Source organism: Asprobacillus argus (assembly GCF_032248395.1).
Lineage (GTDB): Bacteria > Bacteroidota > Bacteroidia > Flavobacteriales > Flavobacteriaceae > Polaribacter > Polaribacter argus.
In genome coordinates this window covers 269560-293214 of sequence record NZ_JAVTTO010000002.1, presented here as the reverse complement: position 1 = coordinate 293214, position 23655 = coordinate 269560, and the positions used below count along the sequence as shown (strand labels likewise).

The window sequence follows — 23655 nt, the reverse complement described above, 5'->3', positions numbered from 1 at the left end:
ACTTATAAATTCAAAAAGTTTTGTAATATTCTAGCTCCTGCTTTTCCGCTTTTCTCTGGGTGAAACTGAACTCCATAGAAGTTATCTTTCTTTAGTGCTGAAGCATATGTTGTTATATAATTTGTACTAGCTATGGAAGCAATAGTATTTTCTGCATAATAGCTGTGAACTGAATACATGTATTCATTTTCAGCAACTCCCTTAAACAGTTCGGATTTTAAATTCATAATTCGATTCCATCCCATTTGCGGTACTTTTCTTTCATTAGAAAACCGTTTAACGGTAGTATTAAAAATATTTAGTCCTTGTGTTTTTCCTTCTTCGGTAGCAGTACACATTAATTGCATCCCTAAACAGATGCCTAAAACCGGTTGTGCTAATGTCGGAATTACTTTATCTAGACCAGATTCTTTCAATTTAGCCATGGCTGAACTAGCCTCACCTACTCCAGGAAAAATAACTTTATCTGCACCTCTTATTTCTTCTGGATTACAGGATAATATAGCGTTCACTCCCAGTCTTTTAAAGGCAAACTGAATACTTTTAATATTTCCTGCTCCATAATCTATGATTACTAATTTCATTTCTATTCTTTTTAGTATGCTGTCATTTCGAAATGAGTCTGAAAAACGATTGAGAAATCTTCTTTATGAGATTCCTCGTCGCCTTGCTTTGTCGGAATGACTGTGTGTTTATAACATTCCTTTAGTTGATGGTAAAATCATCTTCTCAACATCACGTTTTACGGCCATCTTAATAGCTTTTGCAAACGCTTTAAAAATAGCTTCGATCTTGTGATGTTCATTAGTTCCCTCTGCTTTGATATTCAAATTACATTTGGCGCCATCTGTAAACGATTTGAAAAAATGCATAAACATTTCTGTAGGCATTTTACCAATCATTTCTCGTTTGAAATCCGCTTCCCAAACGAGCCAGTTTCTTCCTCCAAAGTCAATAGCTACTTGTGCCAGGCAATCATCCATTGGTAAACAAAAGCCATAGCGTTCGATACCTAATTTATTCCCTAAAGTCTGTGCAAACACTTCACCCAAAGCTATGGAGGTATCTTCTATTGTGTGGTGTTCATCCACTTCCAAATCTCCATTCACCTGAATATTTAGATCTAGTTGACCGTGACGTGCTATTTGATCTAACATATGATCGAAAAAAGCAATCCCTGTATTTATCTCGCTTTTCCCAGTTCCATCCAGGTTCAGGTCTATTTTAATTTTTGTTTCATTGGTATCTCTGGCAATATTCCCTGTCCTGTCCTCAGCTTTTAAAAATTGATAAATAGTTTCCCAATCTGTACTTTCTAGGGCAATATAACTTTCCAATGTCTCGCGTCTTACTGTAATTTCTTCATCTCCAACACCTCGTTCTTCATTCATAAAGATTCCTCTAGCTCCTAAGTTCTTTGCTAATTCAATATCCGTAAGACGATCTCCAATCACAAACGAATTAGTTAAATCGTACTCTTCAGAAAAATAATTGGTCAATAACCCTGTATTAGGTTTACGGGTTGGAGCATTTTCTTTAGCAAAAGTCTTGTCAATAATCTGTTCTCTAAAGACAATACTTTCTTGCTCAAAAGCTTTAATAATGAAATTATGTACAGGCCAAAACGTATCCTCAGGAAAACTATCCGTTCCCAAACCATCTTGGTTGGTTACCATCACTAGTTCATAATCTAGTTCTTTAGCAATCTTACTTAGATATTGAAATACTTTCGGATAGAATACCAATTTTTCAAAACTATCTAGTTGATAATCTATAGGTGGTTCTATCACTAATGTCCCATCTCTGTCAATAAATAATACTTTTTTACTCATGATTGTTTTATTGTTGTCACATCGAGCGCAGTCGAGATGTCTTAGTTCTCGACTACGCTCGAACTGACATTATTTTAATTCATTTAACACTTTTATCAATCTGTTATTCTCCTGTTCCGATCCTATTGTTAAGCGCAAGCAATTGGAGCACATTATTTGTTTTGTTCTGTTTCTTACCACAATTCCTTTTTCAAGTAATTCTTGATATCTTTTGTCCGCATCATCGACTTTAACCAATAAAAAATTAGCATCCGATGGATAACTCTTTTCTATCACCTTAACCAAACTTAAGTTGTTTATCATTTTGTTTCTTTCAGAAATAATACGTTGAATTTCAAGATTGGTTTTTTCTTGATTCTTCAATGCGCTCAAAGCAACGTCTTGTGTAAGCTGATTTACATTGTAAGGCGGCTTCACCTTATCTAAGATTGAGATAATTTCTAGAGATGCATAACATATTCCCAATCGAATTCCAGCCAGACCATACGCTTTGGAAAGCGTTTGCGTCACTATTAAATTAGGAAACTCTGCCAGTCGTCCTATCCAACTTTCTTGATCCGAAAAATCAATATAAGCCTCATCAATAACCACAATTCCCTTAAATTCTCTAATCAATTTCTCAACCTTGACCACTTCAAAACTATTGGCTGTTGGATTGTTTGGCGAGCATAATAATAACAACTTTGTACGTTCATCTTGTGCCCTCAAGATCTCATTTACATTGGGTTGAAAGCTTTCTGACAACGGAACTTCCACCGTAGCAACATCATTGGTATTCGCTAACACTTTGTACATTCCATACGTGGGAGGCAATGTAATTACGGCGTCCTGTTTAGGTTCGCAAAACACTCGAAATATTAAATCCAGTACTTCATCACTTCCATTACCTAGCAATATCTGCGAGGAAGGCATTCCTTTCAACTCGGACAACGCTTTTTTTACTAAGCTTTGCTTAGGGTCTGGATACCTGTTTAAACCTGAATCAAAAGGGTTTTCATTTGCATCCATAAATATAGTATCCGAAGAAGCCTCTTTAAACTCATCTCTGGCAGATGAGTAGGGACTCAAGCTCTTAATATTTTCTCTTACTAAATTATTTATATTCATTTCTTATTTTTTTGTCATTTCGAGCCTCTCGAGAAATCTTAGAGATTCCTCCACTTCGGTCGGAATGACACTTCATTTACCTTTTTTTAAACTTTCTAATCGTATGGAAACTGCTTTTTTGTGTGCCTCTAACCCTTCGGCTTCCGCCATTAATTCAATCGACTTTCCGATATTTTTAATCCCTTGTTTGGATATTTTTTGGAAGGTGATACTTTTAGTAAAACTATCCAGGTTTACTCCTGAATAAGCTTTAGAAAAACCGTTTGTTGGTAAGGTGTGATTCGTTCCAGATGCATAATCTCCTGCACTTTCTGGTGTGTAGTTTCCTATAAACACAGAACCTGCATTTGCTATATTGTCTGTGAAATACGCTGTGTTCTTTGTACAAACAATAAAGTGCTCGGGTCCATATTCATTGATCAAATCTAATGCTTCACTAGTACTCTTGACCAAAATAGATGTTGAATTCTCTATCGCTTTGGTAGCAATTACAATACGAGGTAAGGCTTTTACTTGTCTTTTAATTTCTTTGTTAACTGCTTCAACAAGTTTTTTTGACGTAGATACTAGGATGACTTGACTATCAACTCCGTGTTCCGCCTGACTTAGTAAATCGGAAGCAACATAAGCTGGAATTGCCGTATCATCTGCCATCACTAATAATTCACTAGGTCCTGCAGGCATATCAATAGCAACACTATATTTGGTGGCTAATTGTTTGGCCACTGTGACAAATTGATTTCCTGGTCCAAAAATTTTATATACCTCAGGAATAGTAGCCGTTCCAAAAGTTAATCCAGCAATGGCTTGTATACCTCCTACTTTAAAAATCTTTGTAACACCACAAAGCTGAGCTGCGTATAAAATTTCATTTGCTATTTTTCCATTTGCACTGGGTGGCGTGCACAATACAATTTCAGAACAACCTGCAATGTTCGCCGGAATAGCTAACATTAAGACCGTCGAAAATAAAGGTGCGGTTCCTCCTGGAATATATAGCCCCACTTTTTGAATGGGTCTTTTTTCTTGCCAACATGTTACTCCAGACATAGTCTCCACATAAACACGATCGGTTTGTTGCGCTTTGTGGAAGCATGTAATATTTGACTTAGCTACTTCAATGGCTTTTTTTAAGTCTTCAGAAATAGTCTTTATAGCTTCTTCTATCTCTTCAGAACTTACTCGTATTGAATCGAGTACTACTCCATCAAACATTGAGGTATACTTTTGAATAGCCTTGTCTCCATTTCGCTGAACGTCTTCAAATATCTGGTTCACGGTAGTTTCTATATCTTTTACCGTCTTTGTGGGACGTGCTAAGATAGTAGACCAGTCTTCTCTTTTAGGGTATTTTATAACTTTCATTGTTTTAGTATCCTTTTGTCTTTTCGAACTTGCCGAGAAACCTCTTAGATTCCTCCGCTACGGTCGGAATGACATGTTATTTTATAGTACCATTTTTTCGATTGGACATACCAAAATTCCTTCTGCTCCTTTTGCTTTCAATTCGTCAATGATCTCCCAAAACTGATTTTTACTGATCACGGAGTGTACAGAACTCCAACCTTCTTGCGCTAATGGCAATACCGTTGGACTCCGCATTCCTGGAAGTACCGCCAAAATGCTCTCAAGTTTATCATTCGGTGCGTTTAGCAATACGTATTTAGAGTTACGCCCTTTTAAAACAGATTGAATTCGAAATTGCAGCTTGTCTAGTACCTTTTGTGTTTCTACAGATATTCTTGGAGATACAGCCAATACTGCTTCGGATTTTAATAAAACTTCAACTTCTTTTAAATTGTTCTTGAATAAAGTACTCCCGGAAGAAACAATATCGCAAATACCATCAGCCAAACCGATGTTTGGTGCAATCTCTACCGACCCGTTAATAAGGTGAACATTGGTACTGACACTCGCAGCATTTAGATATTTTTGTACTGTATTTGGATAAGAGGTTGCAATTTTTTTCCCTTCAAAGTAGGACATGTCTGTATAGATCTCATTCTTGGGAACCGCCAGAGAGACTTTACATTTTGAAAACCCCAATCGTTCTACAAAGTCGATATCCTGCCCTTTTTCTATTAATACGTTCTCTCCAATGATTGCAACATCCACTACACCATCTCTTAGGTATTGTGGAATGTCTCCATTGCGTAAATAGAATACCTCTAAAGGGAAATTACTTGCTGATGCTTTTAACTGATCCTTTCCATTGTCTATGGAAATGCCGCAATCTTTAATGATTTTAAGAGAGTCTTGATTTAACCTCCCTGATTTTTGAATCGCCATTTTTAATGTACTCATGTTTGTGCCCGATAAAGCGGGTGTCTTATTTGGTTTGAGTACATCTTAAGGAAAACTCCTTGCTTTAAGAGCAAAGAAAAACCCGTTTGATATACTCAAACGGGTTTTTAAATATGTTGATTTTATTCAATACACTTTCACTTCGCTTGAGTCGAAATATGAAAATGATGATGATGGTTTTGAATAAAATTCATGTCTTGTTTTTGTCTGAACAAAGGTTGCGAATAAATTTTTAGTTACGCAAGTACTTCTCCTAAAAAATTATTAGCGATTGGAAATTTTATCATTTTTGATGGATTTGTTTGAAATTATAACAAGTGATCTCATTGTTTATAGGAAAATAAATTGGTAAGTTTGAATACAATACTGTTAGATATTGTTATGCATTGGGAAATAATTAAAGAAAATAAGAGGGAATACGCGGACACTTCATATTATTTAAAAGCTGAAAGAAATTGTTCTGAAGGAAAATTAGTACTAGAAGTTTGTTGGGCTCAAATTATGTATGTTATATCTGTTGAAATTTTCTCAAAAAACACCAGTCATACACGCTTCTTTAAGAAAACAAATCGTCAACTCCTATACGGTGTTTTCGTTTTCTATAATGACAGAATAGAAAAATACGGTCATCAAATAATGAGAATAACCAATGACTCTCCTATAAGTAAACTAGAAAGAATGAATTCTATGCAAAAAGATGGGGTTTTAAACCATGTTATAAGTGAAAAATGCGATATGAGTTTTACAACTGACTTACCTGAAGAAAAAACAGCTAGTCTCAATAACTGTAAAAACCAATTAACAATTGCTCAAAATTCTAAAGTATCAAAATGAAAGGAATCAATAATCAAGCTATACTAGACATCAAAACTTTCAATATCAATGAAAATTATATGGAGTTCAGTGATGAAAAAGGGTATGCTATTGATGGTGGCATCGAATTTCATTTTGTAGAAAAAGTTATTACTATAGGGTGGAATTTCGAAAAGGAATCTTATGAATACGCCGAAATGCCGTACACCGCATCATTTGACTATTACGAGCTTAATTTGGAAAAACTTAATGAATTTATAGGAAAAAGAATTATATCTTTAGAATTGATTGAGACTGAATTTGAAGTTATTGTTGATTACACCATGAAAACTGAGAAGACAAAAGTCATTAGCGGCGTCCAAATCGACTTTGACAATGACCTTGTACTAAGGGTTACTACTTCATTTTTTGAAATCGATATTGAAAACAAACTACCCGTTAATATTTCTCCAGACATTCAAGGAAATTTGTTAATTGATATAGGTAACTCATTTAAGTATAATACTTAAACGCATTAACAGTAAACAAAAAACTGTCACAATTATTAAATTACTGCATCTTTAGAGTTGAATACGTAAACTAACCATCATGAGAAAACTAACGATCATTGTCTTTGTCTTTTTTCAACTAGGTTCCATAAAGGGGCAAACTTCCTTAAAAGAAATAGAGCTACAGTACGGTAAGTATGCGGTAGGTTATACTCATTATACAAAGACTGATAGCACCAGAATGTATCAAATCAAAAATGAGTTTAATAATCAGCGTATCTATCGCCCCATCCCCATTAGTGTTTGGTATCCAGCTGATATTAAAAAAAGTAATGCTCAGCAATTAACTGTTTTAAATTATCTGGAGATTTTAAAGGAAGAAGAAGAATGGAAACACTTGCCCAATGCGTTCTTATTAGATTGGTTTTCCTACTTGTGGAATACACCCCAAAATAAAGCACATCTTTCCGAAAAAGTTGCTGCTTTTGCTAACGCTTCTATGTTAAAAGGCAAATTCCCAGTTATTGTATATGCCCCCAGCTATCAAGCTTCATCTATGGAGAATTTTGCGCTATTTGAATATTTAGCAAGTAATGGTTTTGTCGTGATCTCAAGCCCTTCGCGAGGAACAAATACAAAATGGTTGGAAGGAGGCACAGCAAAAGATATGGAAACACAATCTAGAGATGTAGCATTCCTACTAAAAGAAATTTACACCTATAAAAATATTGACAATACTAAGATAGCATTGATGGGGTTTAGCTTTGGTGGAATATCAAATGCTCTAACAGCTATGAAAAATAAGAACATTAGTGCCATCGTAAGTTTAGATGGAACGGAAAGGTACAACTATAAAGTACTGTCAAAATCACCTTACTTTAACCTAAACAAGTTTACGGTTCCCTACATCCATTTTGCCCAAAAAGATATTCCTGAGGAAGTCCTTACAAAGGATAAAATTCCTGCTGAGTTGAATTATCAATTCCAACTGTACGATTCTTTAAAATATAGCAACGCATATAGCTATAAATTTCACGACCTCACACATTCTTATTTTAGTTCTTTTGGCGTCCTATTTGCCAATCGAGACAAAAGACAAGACAAAAGTGATGATAAGATCATGGCTTCGTATAAGTTACTCTCTGAACACGCATTGCAATTTTTAAATGCCACTTTGAAGGGTGATAAGAAAGCAAAATCATTCATTGAAAACAGTTCTAGTAAAAATGGTTTTTCTGAAAGTTTGATTTCAAAAAAAATGAAAAAAGGGCTAGTGACCGCCTTTAATTACAAAGATTTTAATGATCTAGCTCTGCAACAGGGATATAAAGATTTGATTTCACTATACAAAACAACCAAAGTAAAATATCCAAAACTGCAACTTCAAGAAGGCATGCTAAATACACTAGGCTTGTATTTATCATTTAACCCTTCAAGAATGGAACAAGGTATTAACGTGTTTCAATTGGCGTTGCATATATATCCGAAATCCGCAAATTTATACGATAGCTTAGCTGAAGCGTATCTTTATCAAAAGGATACCAAAAATGCCATTCTTAATTTCAAGAAGTCCTTGGAGCTAAACCCTCAAAATCAGAATGCTATCGATAAGTTGAAGCAATTAGAATAATATATAACAAGTGTCATTATAGACATATAATACAAAAAAGCTCAAGTATAAACTTGAGCCTTTTTTATATATGAGATTCCTCCCCTTCGGTCGGAATGACAAATCATTATGGTCTAAACGAAATTTTACGCATACGCAAGCTTTCTGGAGTAACTTCTAAGTACTCATCTACTTTAATGTATTCCATACACTCTTCTAATGAGAAATCAATCTTTGGAGCAATCTTCACACTATCATCCGTTCCTGAAGAACGAACATTGGTTAGTTTTTTTCCTTTGATTAGATTCACTCCCAAATCGGTATCCTTACTGTTTTCTCCAACCACTTGTCCAATATAGATATCCTGGTTAGGATCTATAAAGAAACGTCCTCTATCTTGCAAACGATCAATTGCATAGGCAGTTGCTTTACCTGCAGCAGAAGAAACGATCGCTCCTTTAATATCTTCCGTGAACTCTCCTTTAAAAGGTCCATATTCACTAAATCTATGGTTGATAATTGCAGTTCCAGCCGTTGCCGTTAAAATCTTATTACGTAAACCAATCAATCCTCTAGAAGGGATGGTAAACTCTAAATGCTGTAAATCTCCTTTTGGTTCCATCACTAGCAAATCTCCTTTTCTTAAGGATACTAAGTTAATTGCTTTAGAAGCAACATCTTCAGGAACATCAATAGACAATGTCTCGTATGGTTCAGATTTTACACCATCAATATCTTTAATAATTACTTGTGGTCTTCCCACTTGTAACTCATACCCTTCTCTTCGCATGGTTTCAATCAGTACCGATAAGTGTAATACTCCACGTCCGAAAACGTTGAATTTATCTTCTGTATCTGTTTCATCAACACGTAAAGCAAGGTTCTTTTCCATTTCTTTGAACAAACGATCACGTAAGTGACGAGACGTTACAAACTTTCCTTCTTTTCCAAAGAATGGTGAATTATTAATCGTAAACAACATACTCATCGTAGGCTGATCTACTTCAATTCTTGGCAATGCTTCTGGGTGTTCCATATCTGCAATCGTATCTCCGATCTCAAATCCTTCAATTCCCGTGATTGCACAGATGTCTCCACTTCTTACTTTAGAAACCTTTGCTTTACCCATTCCTTCAAATACGTGTAATTCTTTGATTCTTACCTTTTTGGTAGAACCATCTCTCTTACACAGCATGTAGTCTTTATTCTCTTCTAAATCACCTCTATAGACACGTCCAATAGCAATTCTTCCTGTAAAAGAAGAAAAATCTAAAGATGTGATCTGCATTTGAGGAGATCCTTCTCTATACGGTGCTTCAGGAATAGATTCGATTACTGCATCTAGTAATGGAATAATATCTGTAGTTGGTTCTTGCCAATCTGTACTCATCCATCCATTCTTAGCAGAACCATAAATAGTCGTAAAATCTAATTGCTCTTCCGTAGCTTCTAAGGCAAACATCAAATCGAACACTTTCTCGTGAACCAAATCAGGAGTACAGTTTTCTTTATCCACTTTATTGACAACTACAATAGGAGTCAATCCTAATTCAATTGCTTTTCCTAATACAAAACGTGTTTGTGGCATCGGTCCTTCAAAAGCATCCACCAACAGTAACACACCATCCGCCATTTTTAATACACGCTCTACTTCTCCTCCGAAATCGGCGTGACCAGGAGTATCAATTACATTGATCTTTACATCTTTGTAATTAACAGATACATTTTTAGAAAGAATCGTAATTCCTCTTTCACGCTCTAAGTCGTTATTATCCAACAATAAATCTGTACGTTCTTTACGATCGTCCAAAATTTTAGCTTGATCAATAATCTTATCTACCAAGGTAGTTTTCCCGTGATCTACGTGGGCGATAATAGCGATGTTTCTTATAGACTGCATACTTGCTTTTTTTGAAGTTGCAAAAGTACTACTTTCTTGTCTATTAATCGAGTATTATGAATGATGAATTTGTAAAAATAAAAAGTTAACCTCGAACATGGCTATTTTGCAGATGCTCTGGATGTTATTTTTCCAGCAATTCTTGAGACTCTTCATCATCTTCACGGAAGGCACTTGGAAGAATATCAGGGATCAATTTCATCAATAAAGGTAGTAGTAAGGCTCCGCCAGGTAGCATAAAAACCGCAAAGGCAGGTACAGCTTTGCAGATATCTAGCAACTGTACTTTTACCTTGTCTTTTTCTTCATCATTTAGACTGGTAGACATCGATTTTTTGATCAATGCTACTGCCTCTTTGCTTTGATCTAGCTCCTTAGCCAAACGCTTTTTGTTCTTTTTTAGGAGTTCTTTTATTTCGTCTACGGAAGTCATTTACAATTTTCGTCTTTTTCTTTCTTGTTTAATCAAGTTTAATTCTCTACTAGTCTGCCCTGCTACTGAAGTGTTTTCTTCAGCTCTTCGTATTAAATAGGGCATCACATCTCTCACGGGACCAAAGGGCAAGTATTTGGCTGAATTATACCCTTCTTTAGCTAAGTTGAAACTCATATGATCGCTCATACCGTATAACTGTCCAAACCACAATCGATGATCATTATTGGAAATCTTATGCTGTTTTGCCAAATCCATCAGCAAATAAGAGCTTTCTTCATTATGCGTTCCTGCAAACAAGGCCATCTTAGCGTGTTCCATCATATAACGGATGGCTTTATTATAATTATCATCTGTAGCTTGTTTATCCTTGCAAATTGGTGAAGGATACCCTTTTTCTGCTGCTCTTTCTCGTTCTTTCTCCATATAAGCGCCTCTTACTACTTTCATTCCAATGTAGTACCCTTTTTGATGTGCCCTTTGATGTAATCCCTTTAGATATTCCATTCTATCATGACGATACATTTGCAGGGTATTAAATACAATTACTTTGTCTTTATTGTATTTCTCCATCATAGCTTCGATTAAATTGTCTGCAGCGTCTTGCATCCAGCTTTCCTCAGCGTCTATTAAAATTGGAACATCACATGCTACTGCCTTCTTACAGATCTGATCAAAACGATCCATGACCAATACCCATTCACTCTTCTCTTCATTGGTCAATGCTTCCTTTTCAGTAATCTTCTGATATAGTCCAAAACGACCCACGCCAGTAGGTTTGAATACAGCAAAAGGCACTGCTTTCTTCTCTTTGGCGAACTCTATACTATCCAGTGTTTTCTTTAATGCATATTCGAACTGCTCTTCCGTTTCTTTTCCTTCAACAGAATAGTCTAGTACTGAAAATACACCTCTACCATGCATTCTCTCTATGTTTGGAATACAATCTTCTTCCGTAACTCCGCCACAAAAATGATCGAATACCGTGGATCGAATTAATCCCTCTACCGGCAAGTGCGCTTTCAAAGCAAAATTAGTAACGGCTGTTCCTATACGCACCATGGGTTGGCTCTGTATCATTTTAAACAAAAAATAAGCACGTTCTAATTCAGAATCAGATTTCAGAGAAAAAGCAATCTCCGTATTGTCAAAAAGTTTCATTCTTTGATTTTAGTCTTATGACAAAGATAATTAGCTAGCGCAAATTATTCAATAATTTCTACTTAATTTGCACTCATATTTCAAAACATATGCAGACTATTCAGGCAAGCACATATCCTGTTCATTTTCAAAAAGATAGCTACAAAGAACTATCGAGTCTTATCAAAGAAAAAGCGTATTCGTCTCTATTTATTTTAGTCGATGAAAACACGATGACCCATTGTTATTCGAAATTTATTCCATTTTTGGATACAGATACTCGTATTGAGGTCATTGAAATTGAGCCTGGTGAAGAATTTAAAAATTTACAAACATCGGCTGGAGTTTGGAATGCATTGAGTGAATTAGATGCTGATAGAAAAAGTTTACTAATTACCTTAGGAGGTGGTGTAATTACAGATCTTGGTGGGTTTATTGCATCCACCTTTAAAAGAGGTATTGACTTTGTGAATATTCCAACGACACTATTAAGTATGGTAGATGCTTCGGTGGGTGGAAAAACGGGTATTGATCTTGGTGTTTTAAAAAACCAAATCGGACTATTTTCCAACCCTAAAATGGTGATTGTAGATACGGATTATTTAACCACATTAAGTGATAGAGAAGTACGGTCTGGCATGGCGGAAATTATAAAATATGGTTTAACATACGATATTAAACTTTTACAAGAGGTAAAAGAATCTAAAAATCATAATTTCAATGACTTAGTGTTTAAATCTATTCAAATTAAGAATACCGTTGTCTTAGAAGACCCTAAGGAAAATGGACTTCGTAAGATTTTGAATTTTGGGCATACTATCGGACATGCAATTGAGTCTTATTTTTTAGAGAATCCAAACAAAGAAAAGCTCACACACGGAGAGGCTATTTCCATAGGTATGATTTGTGAATGTTATATATCGTATCAGCTCTTAAATCTGCAAAACAAAAAGGTAGATAGTGCTAAAGAATTAATACTATCCATCTTTGATAAAGTTCAAATTTTAGCGGAAGATTTTGATCCGATCATAGCTCTTTTAAAGCACGATAAGAAAAACGTAGCTGGACAGGTGAATTTTGTTTTATTAAATGATTTTGAAGATTGTCAGCTGGATTGTAAAGTACCCAACGATCTAATCATTGAGAGCCTAGAGTATTACAATTCTTAAACTTTTACAGCACAAGACTTATAAATATCTTCATATACTGGTAAGATATTTTTTAAAGAGAACTGTTTTGTGTGTTCTTTAGCGTTTGCTTTAAAAGTAGCTAAAGTTTCATCATCTTTTAGAATGGTCAAAGCATTCTTCGCCATATCTTCTACATCACCAATATTACTTAAGAATCCTGTTTTACCTTGCGTATTAACTTCAGGTAACCCTCCGGTATTTGTGGAAATTACAGCTGTATCTGCCGCCATTGCCTCCAAAGCAGCTAATCCGAAGCTCTCGCTTACAGAGGGTAATAAGAAAACGTCTGAATAGCATAAGATCTTTGCAACCTCATTACTATTTCCTAAAAAAATCACTTTATCTGAAATTCCTAGGTCATTAACCAAACCTTCTGCTTTCACTCGGTCTGGTCCATCTCCTACCATTAACAGTTTTGCTGGCATTTCTTTTTGAACAAGGTTAAATACCTTGACCACATCAGAAGTTCTTTTTACAGGTCGGAAATTACTAACATGCGTCAATATTCTTTCATGTGGTTCGGCTAAGGCGATGCGCTTACACTCTTTTTGATGCTCCTTGTCGTATTTATCTGTATCAATAAAGTTGTATACCACCTCAATATCATTTTTGATATTGAACAAACGTTGTGTGTCTCGTTTTAAACTATTGGAAACTGCGGTAACCACATCTGAATTATTGATGCTAAATTCTACTGCCGTTTTATAAGTTGGGTGACTTCCAACAAGCGTGATATCCGTTCCATGCAAGGTAGTAACTACCTTTACATTCATTCCTTTTTCCTTTAACATTTGCTTTGCCATATACGCCGCATATGCATGTGGAATGGCATAATGTACATGTAATACCTCTAATTGATGTTTTTCGACAACCTCAACCATTTTGCTAGATAAAGCTAATTCGTACGGTTGATATTCGAATAATGGATATTCTTCCAGTAGCACTTCATGAAAGTGCAGTTTGTGAGTAATAAAATCTAATCGAACTGGTTGATTGTATGTGATAAAATGTACTTCATGACCTTTATCTGCCAAGGCCATTCCTAACTCGGTAGCCAGTACTCCACTCCCACCAAATGTAGGGTAACAAACGATTCCTATATTCATCTTAGATTTTGGTTTAACTGACGTAAAGATACTTCTTTACTTACATCAATATGTGAAGAAAAGTATAAAAAAAACCTATGGATATAGTAGTTATCTCTATATCAATAGGTTTGTTATGTGTGTTCTTTTGAGATTCCTCCGCGTTGGTCGGAATGACATATGACTACCCTTCATGTCATTTCGAGCACAGTCGAGAAATCTCTCCATACTAGGTTAAATGTTTAAATCATATTGCATAAGTCCTTCCATTCTGGATTCATTTGATTAATAAGATATTCCTTTTTAACTCTCTTCCATTTCTTTAATTGCTTTTCTCTTAAAATAGCAACATTAATATTTTGAAAGTGTTCAAAATAGATTAAATTATTGCACTTATACTTATGTGTAAAGTGCTTTGAATTTGCTTCTGGATTGCGATGATAATACAATCGTGTTTTCAGATCATTTGTTACACCTATGTACAGAACAGTTTTCCTTTTATTAGTTAAAATGTATACAAAGTAATTATGGGTACCTAAAGTTTTGTTCATAGCAAATACAATATACAATCTTTTTGAGATTCCTCCGCGTTGGTCGGAATGACAACCTGTAAACCTTCATGTCATTTCGAGTGGAATCGAGAAATCTGGCTCAATTATTTTCATCCTTAAATTACTTAATGTCGCTGGAACGCCAACCATTAAACTCTTTGTCATTTCGAGCATTAACGAATTCAAAACATATTTTGATGAAGTTAGCTTACGAAGTAAGTCGAGAAATCTCAGGAAGCACCTTTTCGAATAGCAATAAAAAACCCTGCAATAATTGCAGGGTTTTTATAGGTTTTTATATTTAAAAAGACCTCTCGACTCCGCTCGAGGTGACATACTATTAATAATCTCCTAAGGTTTCAGGGTTTTGTGCTAACGCACTTTCTAACTGCTCATCATTAGGTGCTTTTCCATGCCAGGCATGTGTATGCATCATAAAATCTACACCATTCCCCATTTCTGTATATAATAAGATACATACAGGTTTTCCTTTTCCTGACCTTGATTTTGCTTCCGCTAAACCAGCTTTTATAGCGTCAATATCGTTCCCTTCTTTTACTTCTAACACATCCCAACCAAAAGCTTCAAATTTTGCTTTGATACTTCCCATTGGCAATACATCATCTGTAGATCCATCAATTTGTTTTCCGTTCAAGTCTATGGTAGAAATCAAGTTATCAATCTTCTTACCAGAAGCATACATGGCTGATTCCCAAACTTGACCTTCTTGTAACTCACCATCTCCATGTAAGGTATATACAATCTTATCATCTCCATTTAACTTCTTTGCTTCTGCAGCTCCTATAGCAACTGACATTCCTTGTCCTAAAGATCCTGAAGCAATTCTAATCCCAGGTAATCCTTCATGCGTTGTTGGATGCCCTTGCAAGCGAGAATGTAGCTTTCTGAATGTTGCCAATTCTGATACAGAGAAAAATCCGCTATGCGCTAACACACTATAATACACTGGAGAGATATGTCCGTTTGATAAGAAGAATAAGTCTTCATTTTTACCATCCATTGAAAAATCAGTGGAATAGTCCATTACCTCCTGATATAGTACTGTAAAGAACTCTGCACATCCTAGAGAGCCTCCTGGATGTCCTGAGTTTACTGCATGCACCATGCGTAAAATATCTCTTCGTACTTGTTGTGTAAAGTCTTGTAGTTGTTGTGTTGTTGCCATGTATATAATTGTTTGAGCAAAAGTAATTTTTTTAAGAGCAACCCACAAGATTATTTATCAGCAAAAATTGAGGTTATTAACAATTTTATCCATCACAAAAGTCAAGTTGAAATTATATCTTTACATCAATCGCATTAACTACCCTTAAGACCGCACTATGCTAGAAAAAAATAAAGAAACCGTCCGCAGATACTTTACAGAGCTATGGGAAAAACAAAACTTTGATATCATTGACCAGGTATTTACCAAAGACTTTACAGGGCATTTGGTAAATCCATCTAAAGGAAAAGAAGGCATTCAAAAAAACGTACTGATCATGAAAAAGGCCTTTCCAAATGGTCGATTAGAAATTGATGATCTATTTGGTGAAGCCGACAATATCTGTATTCGCTGGCGATATGTAGGCAAGCACGAAGGAGAATTTATGGGCATCTCGCCTACCGGTAAAGATATTGTACTTAAGGGGATTACTATAGAACGGTTTGAAAATGGTAAAATAGCTGAGCTATGGGCGGAAATGGACATTTACGACCTTCTTAAACAGTTAGGCGTAATTAACATGTAATTCTATTACATCCCTATTATTTCGAAACCTGCTTGCAGCAGGCAAGTGAGATTTACAGAATTGGTTGAGAAATATCAGATTTCTCGTTAGCACTCGAAATGACAAATAACGAACCTAAACGAATTAGGTTTTCTGTTTCTTCTTTTTAGCTGCTGGAAATAATACATTGTTTAGGATCAAACGATACCCTGGTGAATTCGGATGCAAATCTAATTCCGTTTTAGGGTCTCCTACTCGATGTGAATAGTCTTCCGGATCATGTCCTCCATAAAACGTAAACATTCCTTTTCCTTTCGTACCATGAATATATCGTGCCTCTCTATTCGTTTTGTTTTCTGCCATTACCAGGACATTAGACTTTACTGTATTTCTATCAAACGAAGTCGTTTGCCCCATAAACCCTTTGACCAATTGCGTGTGATTCTGACATAACATCGTTGGCACCTGATCCCATTTTGCCGAGAACTCGGTTAATGTAAAATAATCCGATGTTTTCGGAATTCTTCGTTTACGGGTCATATCGATAGATGAAAACTCATAGATCACAGGGTTTCGCACCAAATTAAAATCTTTAAAAGCAAAGGTCTTGCTAAAATCTATTTTGGATTGATAATTAGGTTCTGAGGCATCTCCATCAAACATAGATTCCGCAATATCCACTCCTTCGGCGGCTAGCGCAATATCAAAACTATCGGTAGCAGAGCACATGGCAAACATAAAACCACCACCAATAACATAGTCACGAATCTTTTTGCTGACGGCCAATTTAGCTTGAGACACTTTTGCATAGCCTAATTCTTTTGCTAGTTTTTCAGCATCTCTTTTTCCTTCGATGTACCAAGGTGCTGTTCTGAATGCTCCATAGAACCGTCCAAACTGACCGGTAAAATCCTCATGGTGCAGATGCAGCCATTCGTATAACAATAACTTATCGTTTAGTACATCTTTATCGTAGATCACATCAAAAGGAATTTCAGCATAGGTTAATACCATGGTTACAGCATCATCCCAGGGCATTTTATCTTTAGGAGAATATACCGCTATTTTAGGGGCTTTCTCTAAAGTTACTGCTTCCTGGTTTTTAGATGGTGAAGAAATTTCTTGTAAGATCAACTGAGATTTGGCATCTGAAACAACTTGATATGAAACACCTCGAATCTTACATTCATTTTCAATAATCGTATTGTTCTCAATCAAAAAAGCACCGCCATCATAGTTCAATAACCATTTTGATTTTAACCCATTCTCCAATGCAAAATAGACAATACCATAAGCCTTTAAATGATTCTTTTGATTGTCATGACTCATGGGGATATAGATAAATGATGCCCATATAGAGTTAGAGGCAAACAAAAAGGCCAGTAGTAAAAATAGTTTCTTCATATTCAAAAACTAAAATACACAATTACCAGAAAGCAATTGTGTATTTGTTACTTTTTATGATTTGTTTAAGAATTAATGTGTTTGATGTTTTCTTACAAAGTATTGGGAACCTTCATAAATAATTTGTCATTCCGAATGAGGTACGAAAAGCAATCTCTTTATTACAAGATTTCTCGTCACTCGTTTCTCGCTCTGTCGAAATGACAACAAAATCGTAATCTTTAATTTATACAGTAAATTTTGAATTACACTAAGAAGCACTCAATCCATTTTCTAAAACGGCACATCGTCTTCACCCATTCCAAAGGCATCTTTCGGTTCGATACGCTGGTCTGGCGAGAAGTCATCTCCAAAATTAGCATTCATACTTGAGTGGAACTCACTACTAAAGCCTTCTTCTAGATCCGAGAATTTTGCTAAATGTCCAGTAAATTTCAATCGAATATTGTCCAATCCACCATTTCTATGTTTTGCTACAATAAATTCTCCTTGTCCTTCACATGGCGAATGATCATCATCATCCCATTCTGTCATTCCATAATACTCAGGACGATAGATAAAGGATACAATATCTGCATCCTGCTCAATCGCTCCAGATTCACGAAGGTCAGATAGTAATGGACGCTTACTTCCTCCACGTGTTTCCACCGCACGTGATAACTGCGATAATGCAATCACCGGAATACTTAATTCTTTTGCCAAAGCTTTTAAGTTCCTAGAGATCGTTGATATTTCCTGCTCACGATTTCCTCCTTTACCAGTATTTCCTGCAGTCATTAACTGTAAATAGTCAATCACAATAATCTTTACACCATGTTGCGATACCAAACGTCTTGCTTTTGCCCTTAGGTCAAAAATAGAAAGCGAAGGAGTATCATCAATAAATATTGGCGCATCTGACAGTTTTTTCACCTTTACGTTTAACTGTTCCCATTCATGTGGTTCCAGATTTCCTTTACGTAATTTCTCGGATGTTAAACCCGTTTCAGAAGAGATCATCCTTGTGATCAACTGTACAGAAGACATCTCTAATGAGAATACTGCAACAGGGTGATCGAAATCAATGGCCATATTCTTTGCCATCGAGATTACAAAGGCGGTTTTACCCATACCCGGACGTGCAGCAATAATTACTAAATCTGAAGGTTGCCAACCAGAAGTTAACGCATCTAGCTTGGTAAATCCTGTAGCCAAACCACTCATCCCTTCTTGATTAGAAATATCTTGAATTTTCTTTAAGGCCTGCTTTACAAGATCTCCAGCTCCTTCCGAACTCTTTTTCAAGTTTCCTTGTGTTACTTCGAACAGCTTGGCTTCTGCATTATCTAATAGGTCAAATACATCTGAAGTTTCGTCGTATGCATTTTCAATAATATCGCTCGAAATAGAGATCAATTTTCTCTGAATATACTTTTGAAGAATAATACGAGCGTGGAATTCGATATGTGCAGAAGAGGCTACTTTTTGCGTTAAGCGTATTAAATAGAAATCGCCTCCAACAATATCTAACTTTCCATTTTTCTTGAGTTGATTGGATACCGTTAACAGATCAATAGGTTTTGATTCTTGAAACAATTCAAAGATCACACGATACACCTCTTGATGTTTTACCTCGTAAAAAGCATCGGGATGTAAGATATCAATGACATCATCAATCCCTTTTTTATCAATCATCATTGCACCCAACACAGCTTCCTCTAAATCTACAGCTTGGGGTGGAATCTTCCCTTTTTCAAGGCTTATGATTCGTGATTTATCAATCTTTTTTCCAGTTATCGGGCTCGGTTTATCCATATAAGACAAAAGTAATTTTTTAGTTTGATTTGATAGAACAGAACTTCATTTTTATTTGTACACAACTTTTGTTGACCAAATTGTTATTATCATGTTAACAAGATGTAAAGATGTGATTTCTTTAGTACATTTACTACCGTGAAGAACAAAAAAACGAACATCTATTTAACCCTTTTTTTAGTCGTTCAAGTACTGCTAATGAAATGGATTGCTACTGCTCCTGGATTTGTAGAAACTTATTATTCCAAAGGGCTGTATCCACTTATTAGCTCCTTTTTCAGAATTGTTTTAGGGTGGATTCCTTTCTCGGTTGGCGACCTGTTGATCTTCTATTTTATCTACAGAGCATTTCGATTTGTATATCGATTATTTAAAACACGATTTCGAAATTTTGTTTCCAAATTATTGCAGGTAACCGCTTTTTGTTCGCTCATTTATTTTTTCTTCTACCTCTTTTGGGGATTGAATTATTATCGCGAGCCGTTAGCAAAGAATTTAAATTTGGAGCAATCACCGTACACTTCAGAACAGTTACTATCATTATCTGAGCAAATGATTTTAAAACTGAATGAAGCCCATCTAAAGATCACCAATAATGATTCAATAAAAGTTATCGTTCCCTACACACAAAGAGAAATGTATGCGATGGCTCCTAATGGCTATGAACATTTATCAAATACATATCCGCAGCTGTCCTACTCATTTCGCTCTGTGAAGAGTTCATTAATGAGTTTGGTACAAACGTACAACGGAACATCTGGATATTTGAACCCACTTACTGGAGAAGCTCAGGTAAATAGTAGAATTCCAAAAACTGGATACCCTACGACTACCTGTCATGAAATGGCTCATCAAATTGGTTTTGCCGCAGAGAATGAGGCGAACTTTATAGGGTTTCTAGCTGCTATTCATAATGAAGACGATTATTTTAAATATGCTGGGTATAGAATGGCCGTGCGTTATGTGATCTTTGAGGTCTATAAAAGAGATAAAGAACAGTATAAAGAAATTTTAAAGACCATTCATAAAGGAGTCCGTATCGATTTTCAGGAAAGTTCTGATTTTTGGAATTCGTATAAAAACCCTCTTGAACCCTTAATAAAAAAAGGGTACAATGCCTATTTAAAAGCCAATAAACAAGCGAAAGGTATTCAATCTTACAACTATGTAGTAGACCTTTTAATGAGCTATTATAAGGTAGTTTAGGTCTTTTATTTTTCTTAAAATTATGTTAAAATCCAATGGAAACCCTATTTCCAGTTTGGTTCTCAATAAATTTATAAACTATTCAAATAATCACACTAATGAGAAAACTAATCCTAGTACTCTTGTTATTTGCTATACCAATTATGGCAAATGCTCAAGATTACTTCCCCACAAACACCGGTGTTAAAACTTCAGACAACACTACGGTAGCATTTACAAATGCAAAAATTTACGTCTCTCCTACCGAGGTTATCAAAAAAGGCACCTTGTTAATTAGAGATGGAAAAGTGATCAACGTTGGCAAGTCTGTTCGTATTCCGAGTGGAACTAAAGTTGTTGATCTTTCTGGAAAAACCATTTATCCTTCTTTTATTGAAGTATATACGGACTTTGGAGTAAAAACACCTCCTAGGCCTAGAAACAATAGTAGGAGGCCACAGTATGACGCTGGTAGAAAAGGATATTATTGGAATGATCATATTAGACCAGAGACCAATGCAGCTACTTCTTTTAAATTCGACTCAAAAAAGGCAAAACAATTGGTAAATGCTGGATTCGGTGTTGTAAATACACATATGAATGACGGTATCATACGAGGAAATGGGATGCTTGTTGCATTGAATGCAAGTTCTAGCGATGCCTATCGGATTTTAGATAATAGTTCGGCCCAATACCTCTCTTTTAGAAAAAGTAGACAATCAAGACAGTCCTACCCTACTTCTAGGATGGGTGCAATGGCTTTATTGCGCCAAACCTATTTGGATGCAGATTGGTACGCATCTGGAAATGCGAAGAATAAAGACATGTCTTTGGAAGCATTAAACAAGAATAAAGGATTAACGCAAATTTTTGATGCAGGTGGCTATTTAGATGCTTTACGAGCAGATAAGGTTGGTGACGAGTTCGGGATCCAGTATACCATTGTAGGTGCTGGAGATGAGTATCAAAGAGTAAATGATGTAAAAGCCACGAATGCTACGTTTATCATTCCAATCAATTTTAGAAAGGCATATGACGTGAGCGATCCATTACTTGCTAATAGAATTGCATTGAGCGATATGCGTAAGTGGAATCAAGAACCATCAAATCCTGCTGTATTAAGCAAGAATGGTGTGAACTTCGCTTTAACTACGCATGACCTAAAATCGGTAGCGAGTTTTCATAAAAACTTGAGAAAAGCCATCAAACATGGTTACGATAAGCAAAAAGCATTAGCAGCTTTAACCACAGTACCTGCTCAAATCTTAGGAAATGGTCGGATTGGGAATTTAAAAAACGGTTCATATGCAAACTTCCTAATTACCTCAGGAGATGTATTTGATGCAAAAACATCCATTTATGAAAACTGGGTGCAAGGAAATCAGAATGTGATCAAACCAATGAACATACAAAATATCTCAGGCGAGTATGCTTTAAATATTGGAAACAAAACATTTGATCTAAATATTAAAGGTTCAGGAGCAAAACAAAGTGGTAGCCTTAAGATGGGTGATAAAAAAGTAAAATCTAAATTTTCTTTTAAAGATCATTGGATCCAATTAACCATTAACGATAATGGAAACTTCACTAGGCTGATTGGTAATGTTGCAAACAACAACAATCTTCAAGGAACGTATTACGATAATGATGGTAACGAAGCAACTTGGACTGCTACCAAAAAAGGCGTGGCTAAAAAAGACGATAAGAAAAAGAAAAAAGATAGCAAAATGGTTCCACCTACTGTGTTACCGGTTAGCTATCCTAATATAGGTTTAGGAAACTTTACGCAGCCTGAACAAGAGACCATCCTAATTAAAAATGCTACTGTTTGGACCAGTGAAAAAGAGGGTGTTTTAGAAAACACAGATGTCTTACTTAAAGATGGTAAGATTGCCAAAATTGGTAAAGGGTTAAAAGACCGTAGAGCAAAAGTAATTGATGCGAAAGGGAAACATTTAACAGCTGGAATTGTAGACGAGCATTCTCATATCGCTGCTTCTGCTATTAACGAATCGGGGCATAATTCTTCTGCTGAAGTTACTATTGAAGATGTAGTAAATCCAGATGACATTAATATTTATAGAAACTTAGCTGGAGGTGTTACTTCTATTCAGATATTACATGGTTCTGCAAATCCAATTGGAGGTCGCTCGGCTGTTTTAAAACTGAAATGGGGAGAAAATGCAGGTGCATTGATCTATCAAAACACACCAAAGTTTATCAAGTTTGCTTTAGGTGAAAATGTAAAGCAATCGAATTGGGGTGATAATCAAACCGTGCGTTTCCCACAAACTAGAATGGGAACGGAACAGGTTTTTGTCGATTATTTCCAAAGAGCTAAAGAGTACGATGCGGCTAAGAAAAGTGGTAAGCCTTATAGAAAGGACATCGAATTAGAAACATTGGCCGAGATTATCAATAAGCAACGTTTTATCTCATGTCACTCGTATGTACAAAGTGAGATTAACATGTTGATGAAAGTCGCTGAGCAGTTTAATTTCAATGTCAATACTTTTACCCACATCCTTGAAGGATATAAAGTAGCTGATAAAATGAAGAAGCACGGTGTTGGTGGTTCTACCTTCTCGGACTGGTGGGCCTATAAATATGAGGTAAACGATGCCATTCCATACAATGCAGCAATCATGCATAACGCGGGTGTTACCGTAGCAATTAATTCTGATGACAGAGAGATGTCAAGAAGATTAAATCAAGAAGCTGCCAAAACCATTAAATATGGTGGAATGACTGAATTAGACGCCTGGAATATGGTTACCATAAATCCTGCAAAACTATTGCATATAGATGATAGAACAGGAAGTATTAAGGTAGGAAAAGATGCAGATGTAGTATTGTGGAGCGATCATCCTTTGTCTGTATACGCTAAAGCTGAAAAGACAATTATTGATGGCACCGTATATTTCGATATCGAAAAAGATATGGAAAAACGTAAAGCTATTAAAGCTGAAAAAGCGAAGCTTATCAGCATGATGCTTAATGAGAAAATGAATGGTGGAAAAGTACAAGCTCCAAGAAAAAAGGTGGCTAGAAATTTTCATTGTGACACTGAAGAACTACAAAACTAATGAT

At 35.8% G+C, this 23655-nt stretch carries 20 protein-coding genes; 7 read left to right on the top strand and 13 right to left on the bottom strand.

Annotated elements, in window-relative coordinates; translation table 11 throughout:
• Positions 1-2 precede the first annotated feature (2 nt).
• The 5 genes from hisH to hisG all read right to left on the bottom strand — a co-directional run bounded on the left by hisH (position 3) and on the right by hisG (position 5243).
• A complete protein-coding gene (gene hisH / locus RQM59_RS05035; protein WP_349240988.1) occupies positions 3-584 on the bottom strand; it encodes an imidazole glycerol phosphate synthase subunit HisH in 582 nt (193 codons plus the stop codon).
• Between the two features lie 108 nt (positions 585-692).
• Positions 693-1832, bottom strand: coding sequence for a bifunctional histidinol-phosphatase/imidazoleglycerol-phosphate dehydratase HisB (gene hisB, locus RQM59_RS05030; RefSeq protein ID WP_349240987.1), 1140 nt, complete (start codon positions 1830-1832; stop codon positions 693-695).
• 69 nt (positions 1833-1901) lie between these two features.
• Positions 1902-2939, bottom strand: a complete 1038-nt coding sequence (hisC, locus tag RQM59_RS05025; protein ID WP_349240986.1) for a histidinol-phosphate transaminase — start codon at positions 2937-2939, stop codon at positions 1902-1904.
• Between the two features lie 72 nt (positions 2940-3011).
• Positions 3012-4304, bottom strand: coding sequence for a histidinol dehydrogenase (gene hisD, locus RQM59_RS05020; RefSeq protein WP_349240985.1), 1293 nt, complete (start codon positions 4302-4304; stop codon positions 3012-3014).
• An 81-nt stretch (positions 4305-4385) separates the two neighbouring features.
• Entirely contained in the window at positions 4386-5243 is an 858-nt protein-coding gene (gene hisG / locus RQM59_RS05015; RefSeq protein ID WP_349240984.1) for an ATP phosphoribosyltransferase, read from the bottom strand.
• 354 nt (positions 5244-5597) lie between these two features.
• Here hisG and RQM59_RS05010 point away from each other — a divergent pair, with 354 nt between their 5' ends.
• The 3 genes from RQM59_RS05010 (at position 5598) to RQM59_RS05000 (ending at position 8174) form a co-directional block, all read left to right on the top strand.
• Entirely contained in the window at positions 5598-6077 is a 480-nt protein-coding gene (locus RQM59_RS05010; RefSeq protein ID WP_349240983.1) for a hypothetical protein, read from the top strand.
• Positions 6074-6565 (top strand): hypothetical protein, encoded by a 492-nt coding sequence (locus tag RQM59_RS05005; protein WP_349240982.1) that lies wholly within the window; start codon positions 6074-6076, stop codon positions 6563-6565. The genes RQM59_RS05010 and RQM59_RS05005 overlap by 4 nt, the downstream gene beginning before the upstream one ends.
• Positions 6566-6644: 79 nt before the next feature.
• Complete coding sequence (locus RQM59_RS05000; RefSeq protein WP_349240981.1) at positions 6645-8174, top strand: prolyl oligopeptidase family serine peptidase; 1530 nt, start codon at positions 6645-6647, stop codon at positions 8172-8174.
• A gap of 106 nt (positions 8175-8280) precedes the next feature.
• On the opposite strand, the gene typA is transcribed toward RQM59_RS05000, so the two are convergent.
• The 3 genes from typA to RQM59_RS04985 form a co-directional block, all read right to left on the bottom strand.
• On the bottom strand, positions 8281-10053 hold the full coding sequence (gene typA / locus RQM59_RS04995; protein ID WP_349240980.1) for a translational GTPase TypA: 1773 nt from the start codon (positions 10051-10053) through the stop codon (positions 8281-8283).
• 124 nt (positions 10054-10177) lie between these two features.
• Positions 10178-10486, bottom strand: a complete 309-nt coding sequence (locus RQM59_RS04990; RefSeq protein WP_349240979.1) for an LETM1 domain-containing protein — start codon at positions 10484-10486, stop codon at positions 10178-10180.
• Entirely contained in the window at positions 10487-11647 is a 1161-nt protein-coding gene (locus RQM59_RS04985) for a proline dehydrogenase family protein (RefSeq protein WP_349240978.1), read from the bottom strand.
• Positions 11648-11736: 89 nt separating this feature from the next.
• Here RQM59_RS04985 and aroB point away from each other — a divergent pair, with 89 nt between their 5' ends.
• Positions 11737-12795 (top strand): 3-dehydroquinate synthase, encoded by a 1059-nt coding sequence (aroB, locus tag RQM59_RS04980; protein WP_349240977.1) that lies wholly within the window; start codon positions 11737-11739, stop codon positions 12793-12795.
• Here aroB and bshA read toward each other — a convergent pair.
• From bshA to RQM59_RS04965, 3 genes are all read right to left on the bottom strand, one after another.
• Positions 12792-13922, bottom strand: a complete 1131-nt coding sequence (gene bshA / locus RQM59_RS04975; RefSeq protein ID WP_349240976.1) for an N-acetyl-alpha-D-glucosaminyl L-malate synthase BshA — start codon at positions 13920-13922, stop codon at positions 12792-12794. The genes aroB and bshA overlap by 4 nt on opposite strands.
• Positions 13923-14143: 221 nt before the next feature.
• Entirely contained in the window at positions 14144-14452 is a 309-nt protein-coding gene (locus RQM59_RS04970; RefSeq protein ID WP_349240975.1) for a GIY-YIG nuclease family protein, read from the bottom strand.
• Between the two features lie 340 nt (positions 14453-14792).
• On the bottom strand, positions 14793-15665 hold the full coding sequence (locus RQM59_RS04965; RefSeq protein WP_349241459.1) for a transketolase: 873 nt from the start codon (positions 15663-15665) through the stop codon (positions 14793-14795).
• Between the two features lie 130 nt (positions 15666-15795).
• Here RQM59_RS04965 and RQM59_RS04960 point away from each other — a divergent pair, with 130 nt between their 5' ends.
• A complete protein-coding gene (locus RQM59_RS04960; RefSeq protein WP_349240974.1) occupies positions 15796-16203 on the top strand; it encodes an ester cyclase in 408 nt (135 codons plus the stop codon).
• A 123-nt stretch (positions 16204-16326) separates the two neighbouring features.
• Here the strand turns inward: RQM59_RS04960 and RQM59_RS04955 are convergent, their stop codons facing one another.
• Positions 16327-17511 (bottom strand): asparagine synthetase B, encoded by a 1185-nt coding sequence (locus tag RQM59_RS04955; RefSeq protein WP_349241458.1) that lies wholly within the window; start codon positions 17509-17511, stop codon positions 16327-16329.
• A 348-nt stretch (positions 17512-17859) separates the two neighbouring features.
• Complete coding sequence (gene dnaB, locus RQM59_RS04950) at positions 17860-19380, bottom strand: replicative DNA helicase (RefSeq protein ID WP_349240973.1); 1521 nt, start codon at positions 19378-19380, stop codon at positions 17860-17862.
• Between the two features lie 138 nt (positions 19381-19518).
• Here dnaB and RQM59_RS04945 point away from each other — a divergent pair, with 138 nt between their 5' ends.
• Together RQM59_RS04945 and RQM59_RS04940 are read left to right on the top strand one after the other, a co-directional pair.
• A complete protein-coding gene (locus RQM59_RS04945; protein WP_349240972.1) occupies positions 19519-20586 on the top strand; it encodes a DUF3810 domain-containing protein in 1068 nt (355 codons plus the stop codon).
• A 98-nt stretch (positions 20587-20684) separates the two neighbouring features.
• A complete protein-coding gene (locus RQM59_RS04940) occupies positions 20685-23651 on the top strand; it encodes an amidohydrolase family protein (RefSeq protein ID WP_349240971.1) in 2967 nt (988 codons plus the stop codon).
• Positions 23652-23655: the final 4 nt, after the last annotated feature.

Bases quoted from the DNA above. Each gene is read 5' to 3' on its own strand.
- hisB (WP_349240987.1), bottom strand. From the start codon at position 1,832: ATGAGTAAAAAAGTATTATTTATTGACAGAGATGGGACATTAGTGATA.
- RQM59_RS04960 (WP_349240974.1), top strand. From the start codon at position 15,796: ATGCTAGAAAAAAATAAAGAAACCGTCCGCAGATACTTTACAGAGCTA.
- dnaB (WP_349240973.1), bottom strand. From the start codon at position 19,380: ATGGATAAACCGAGCCCGATAACTGGAAAAAAGATTGATAAATCACGA.
- RQM59_RS05000 (WP_349240981.1), top strand. From the start codon at position 6,645: ATGAGAAAACTAACGATCATTGTCTTTGTCTTTTTTCAACTAGGTTCC.
- hisG (WP_349240984.1), bottom strand. From the start codon at position 5,243: ATGAGTACATTAAAAATGGCGATTCAAAAATCAGGGAGGTTAAATCAA.
- RQM59_RS04985 (WP_349240978.1), bottom strand. From the start codon at position 11,647: ATGAAACTTTTTGACAATACGGAGATTGCTTTTTCTCTGAAATCTGAT.
- typA (WP_349240980.1), bottom strand. From the start codon at position 10,053: ATGCAGTCTATAAGAAACATCGCTATTATCGCCCACGTAGATCACGGG.
- aroB (WP_349240977.1), top strand. From the start codon at position 11,737: ATGCAGACTATTCAGGCAAGCACATATCCTGTTCATTTTCAAAAAGAT.
- RQM59_RS04955 (WP_349241458.1), bottom strand. From the start codon at position 17,511: ATGAGTCATGACAATCAAAAGAATCATTTAAAGGCTTATGGTATTGTC.
- RQM59_RS04990 (WP_349240979.1), bottom strand. From the start codon at position 10,486: ATGACTTCCGTAGACGAAATAAAAGAACTCCTAAAAAAGAACAAAAAG.
- RQM59_RS05005 (WP_349240982.1), top strand. From the start codon at position 6,074: ATGAAAGGAATCAATAATCAAGCTATACTAGACATCAAAACTTTCAAT.
- hisD (WP_349240985.1), bottom strand. From the start codon at position 4,304: ATGAAAGTTATAAAATACCCTAAAAGAGAAGACTGGTCTACTATCTTA.
- bshA (WP_349240976.1), bottom strand. From the start codon at position 13,922: ATGAATATAGGAATCGTTTGTTACCCTACATTTGGTGGGAGTGGAGTA.
- hisC (WP_349240986.1), bottom strand. From the start codon at position 2,939: ATGAATATAAATAATTTAGTAAGAGAAAATATTAAGAGCTTGAGTCCC.
- RQM59_RS04940 (WP_349240971.1), top strand. From the start codon at position 20,685: ATGAGAAAACTAATCCTAGTACTCTTGTTATTTGCTATACCAATTATG.
- hisH (WP_349240988.1), bottom strand. From the start codon at position 584: ATGAAATTAGTAATCATAGATTATGGAGCAGGAAATATTAAAAGTATT.
- RQM59_RS04970 (WP_349240975.1), bottom strand. From the start codon at position 14,452: ATGAACAAAACTTTAGGTACCCATAATTACTTTGTATACATTTTAACT.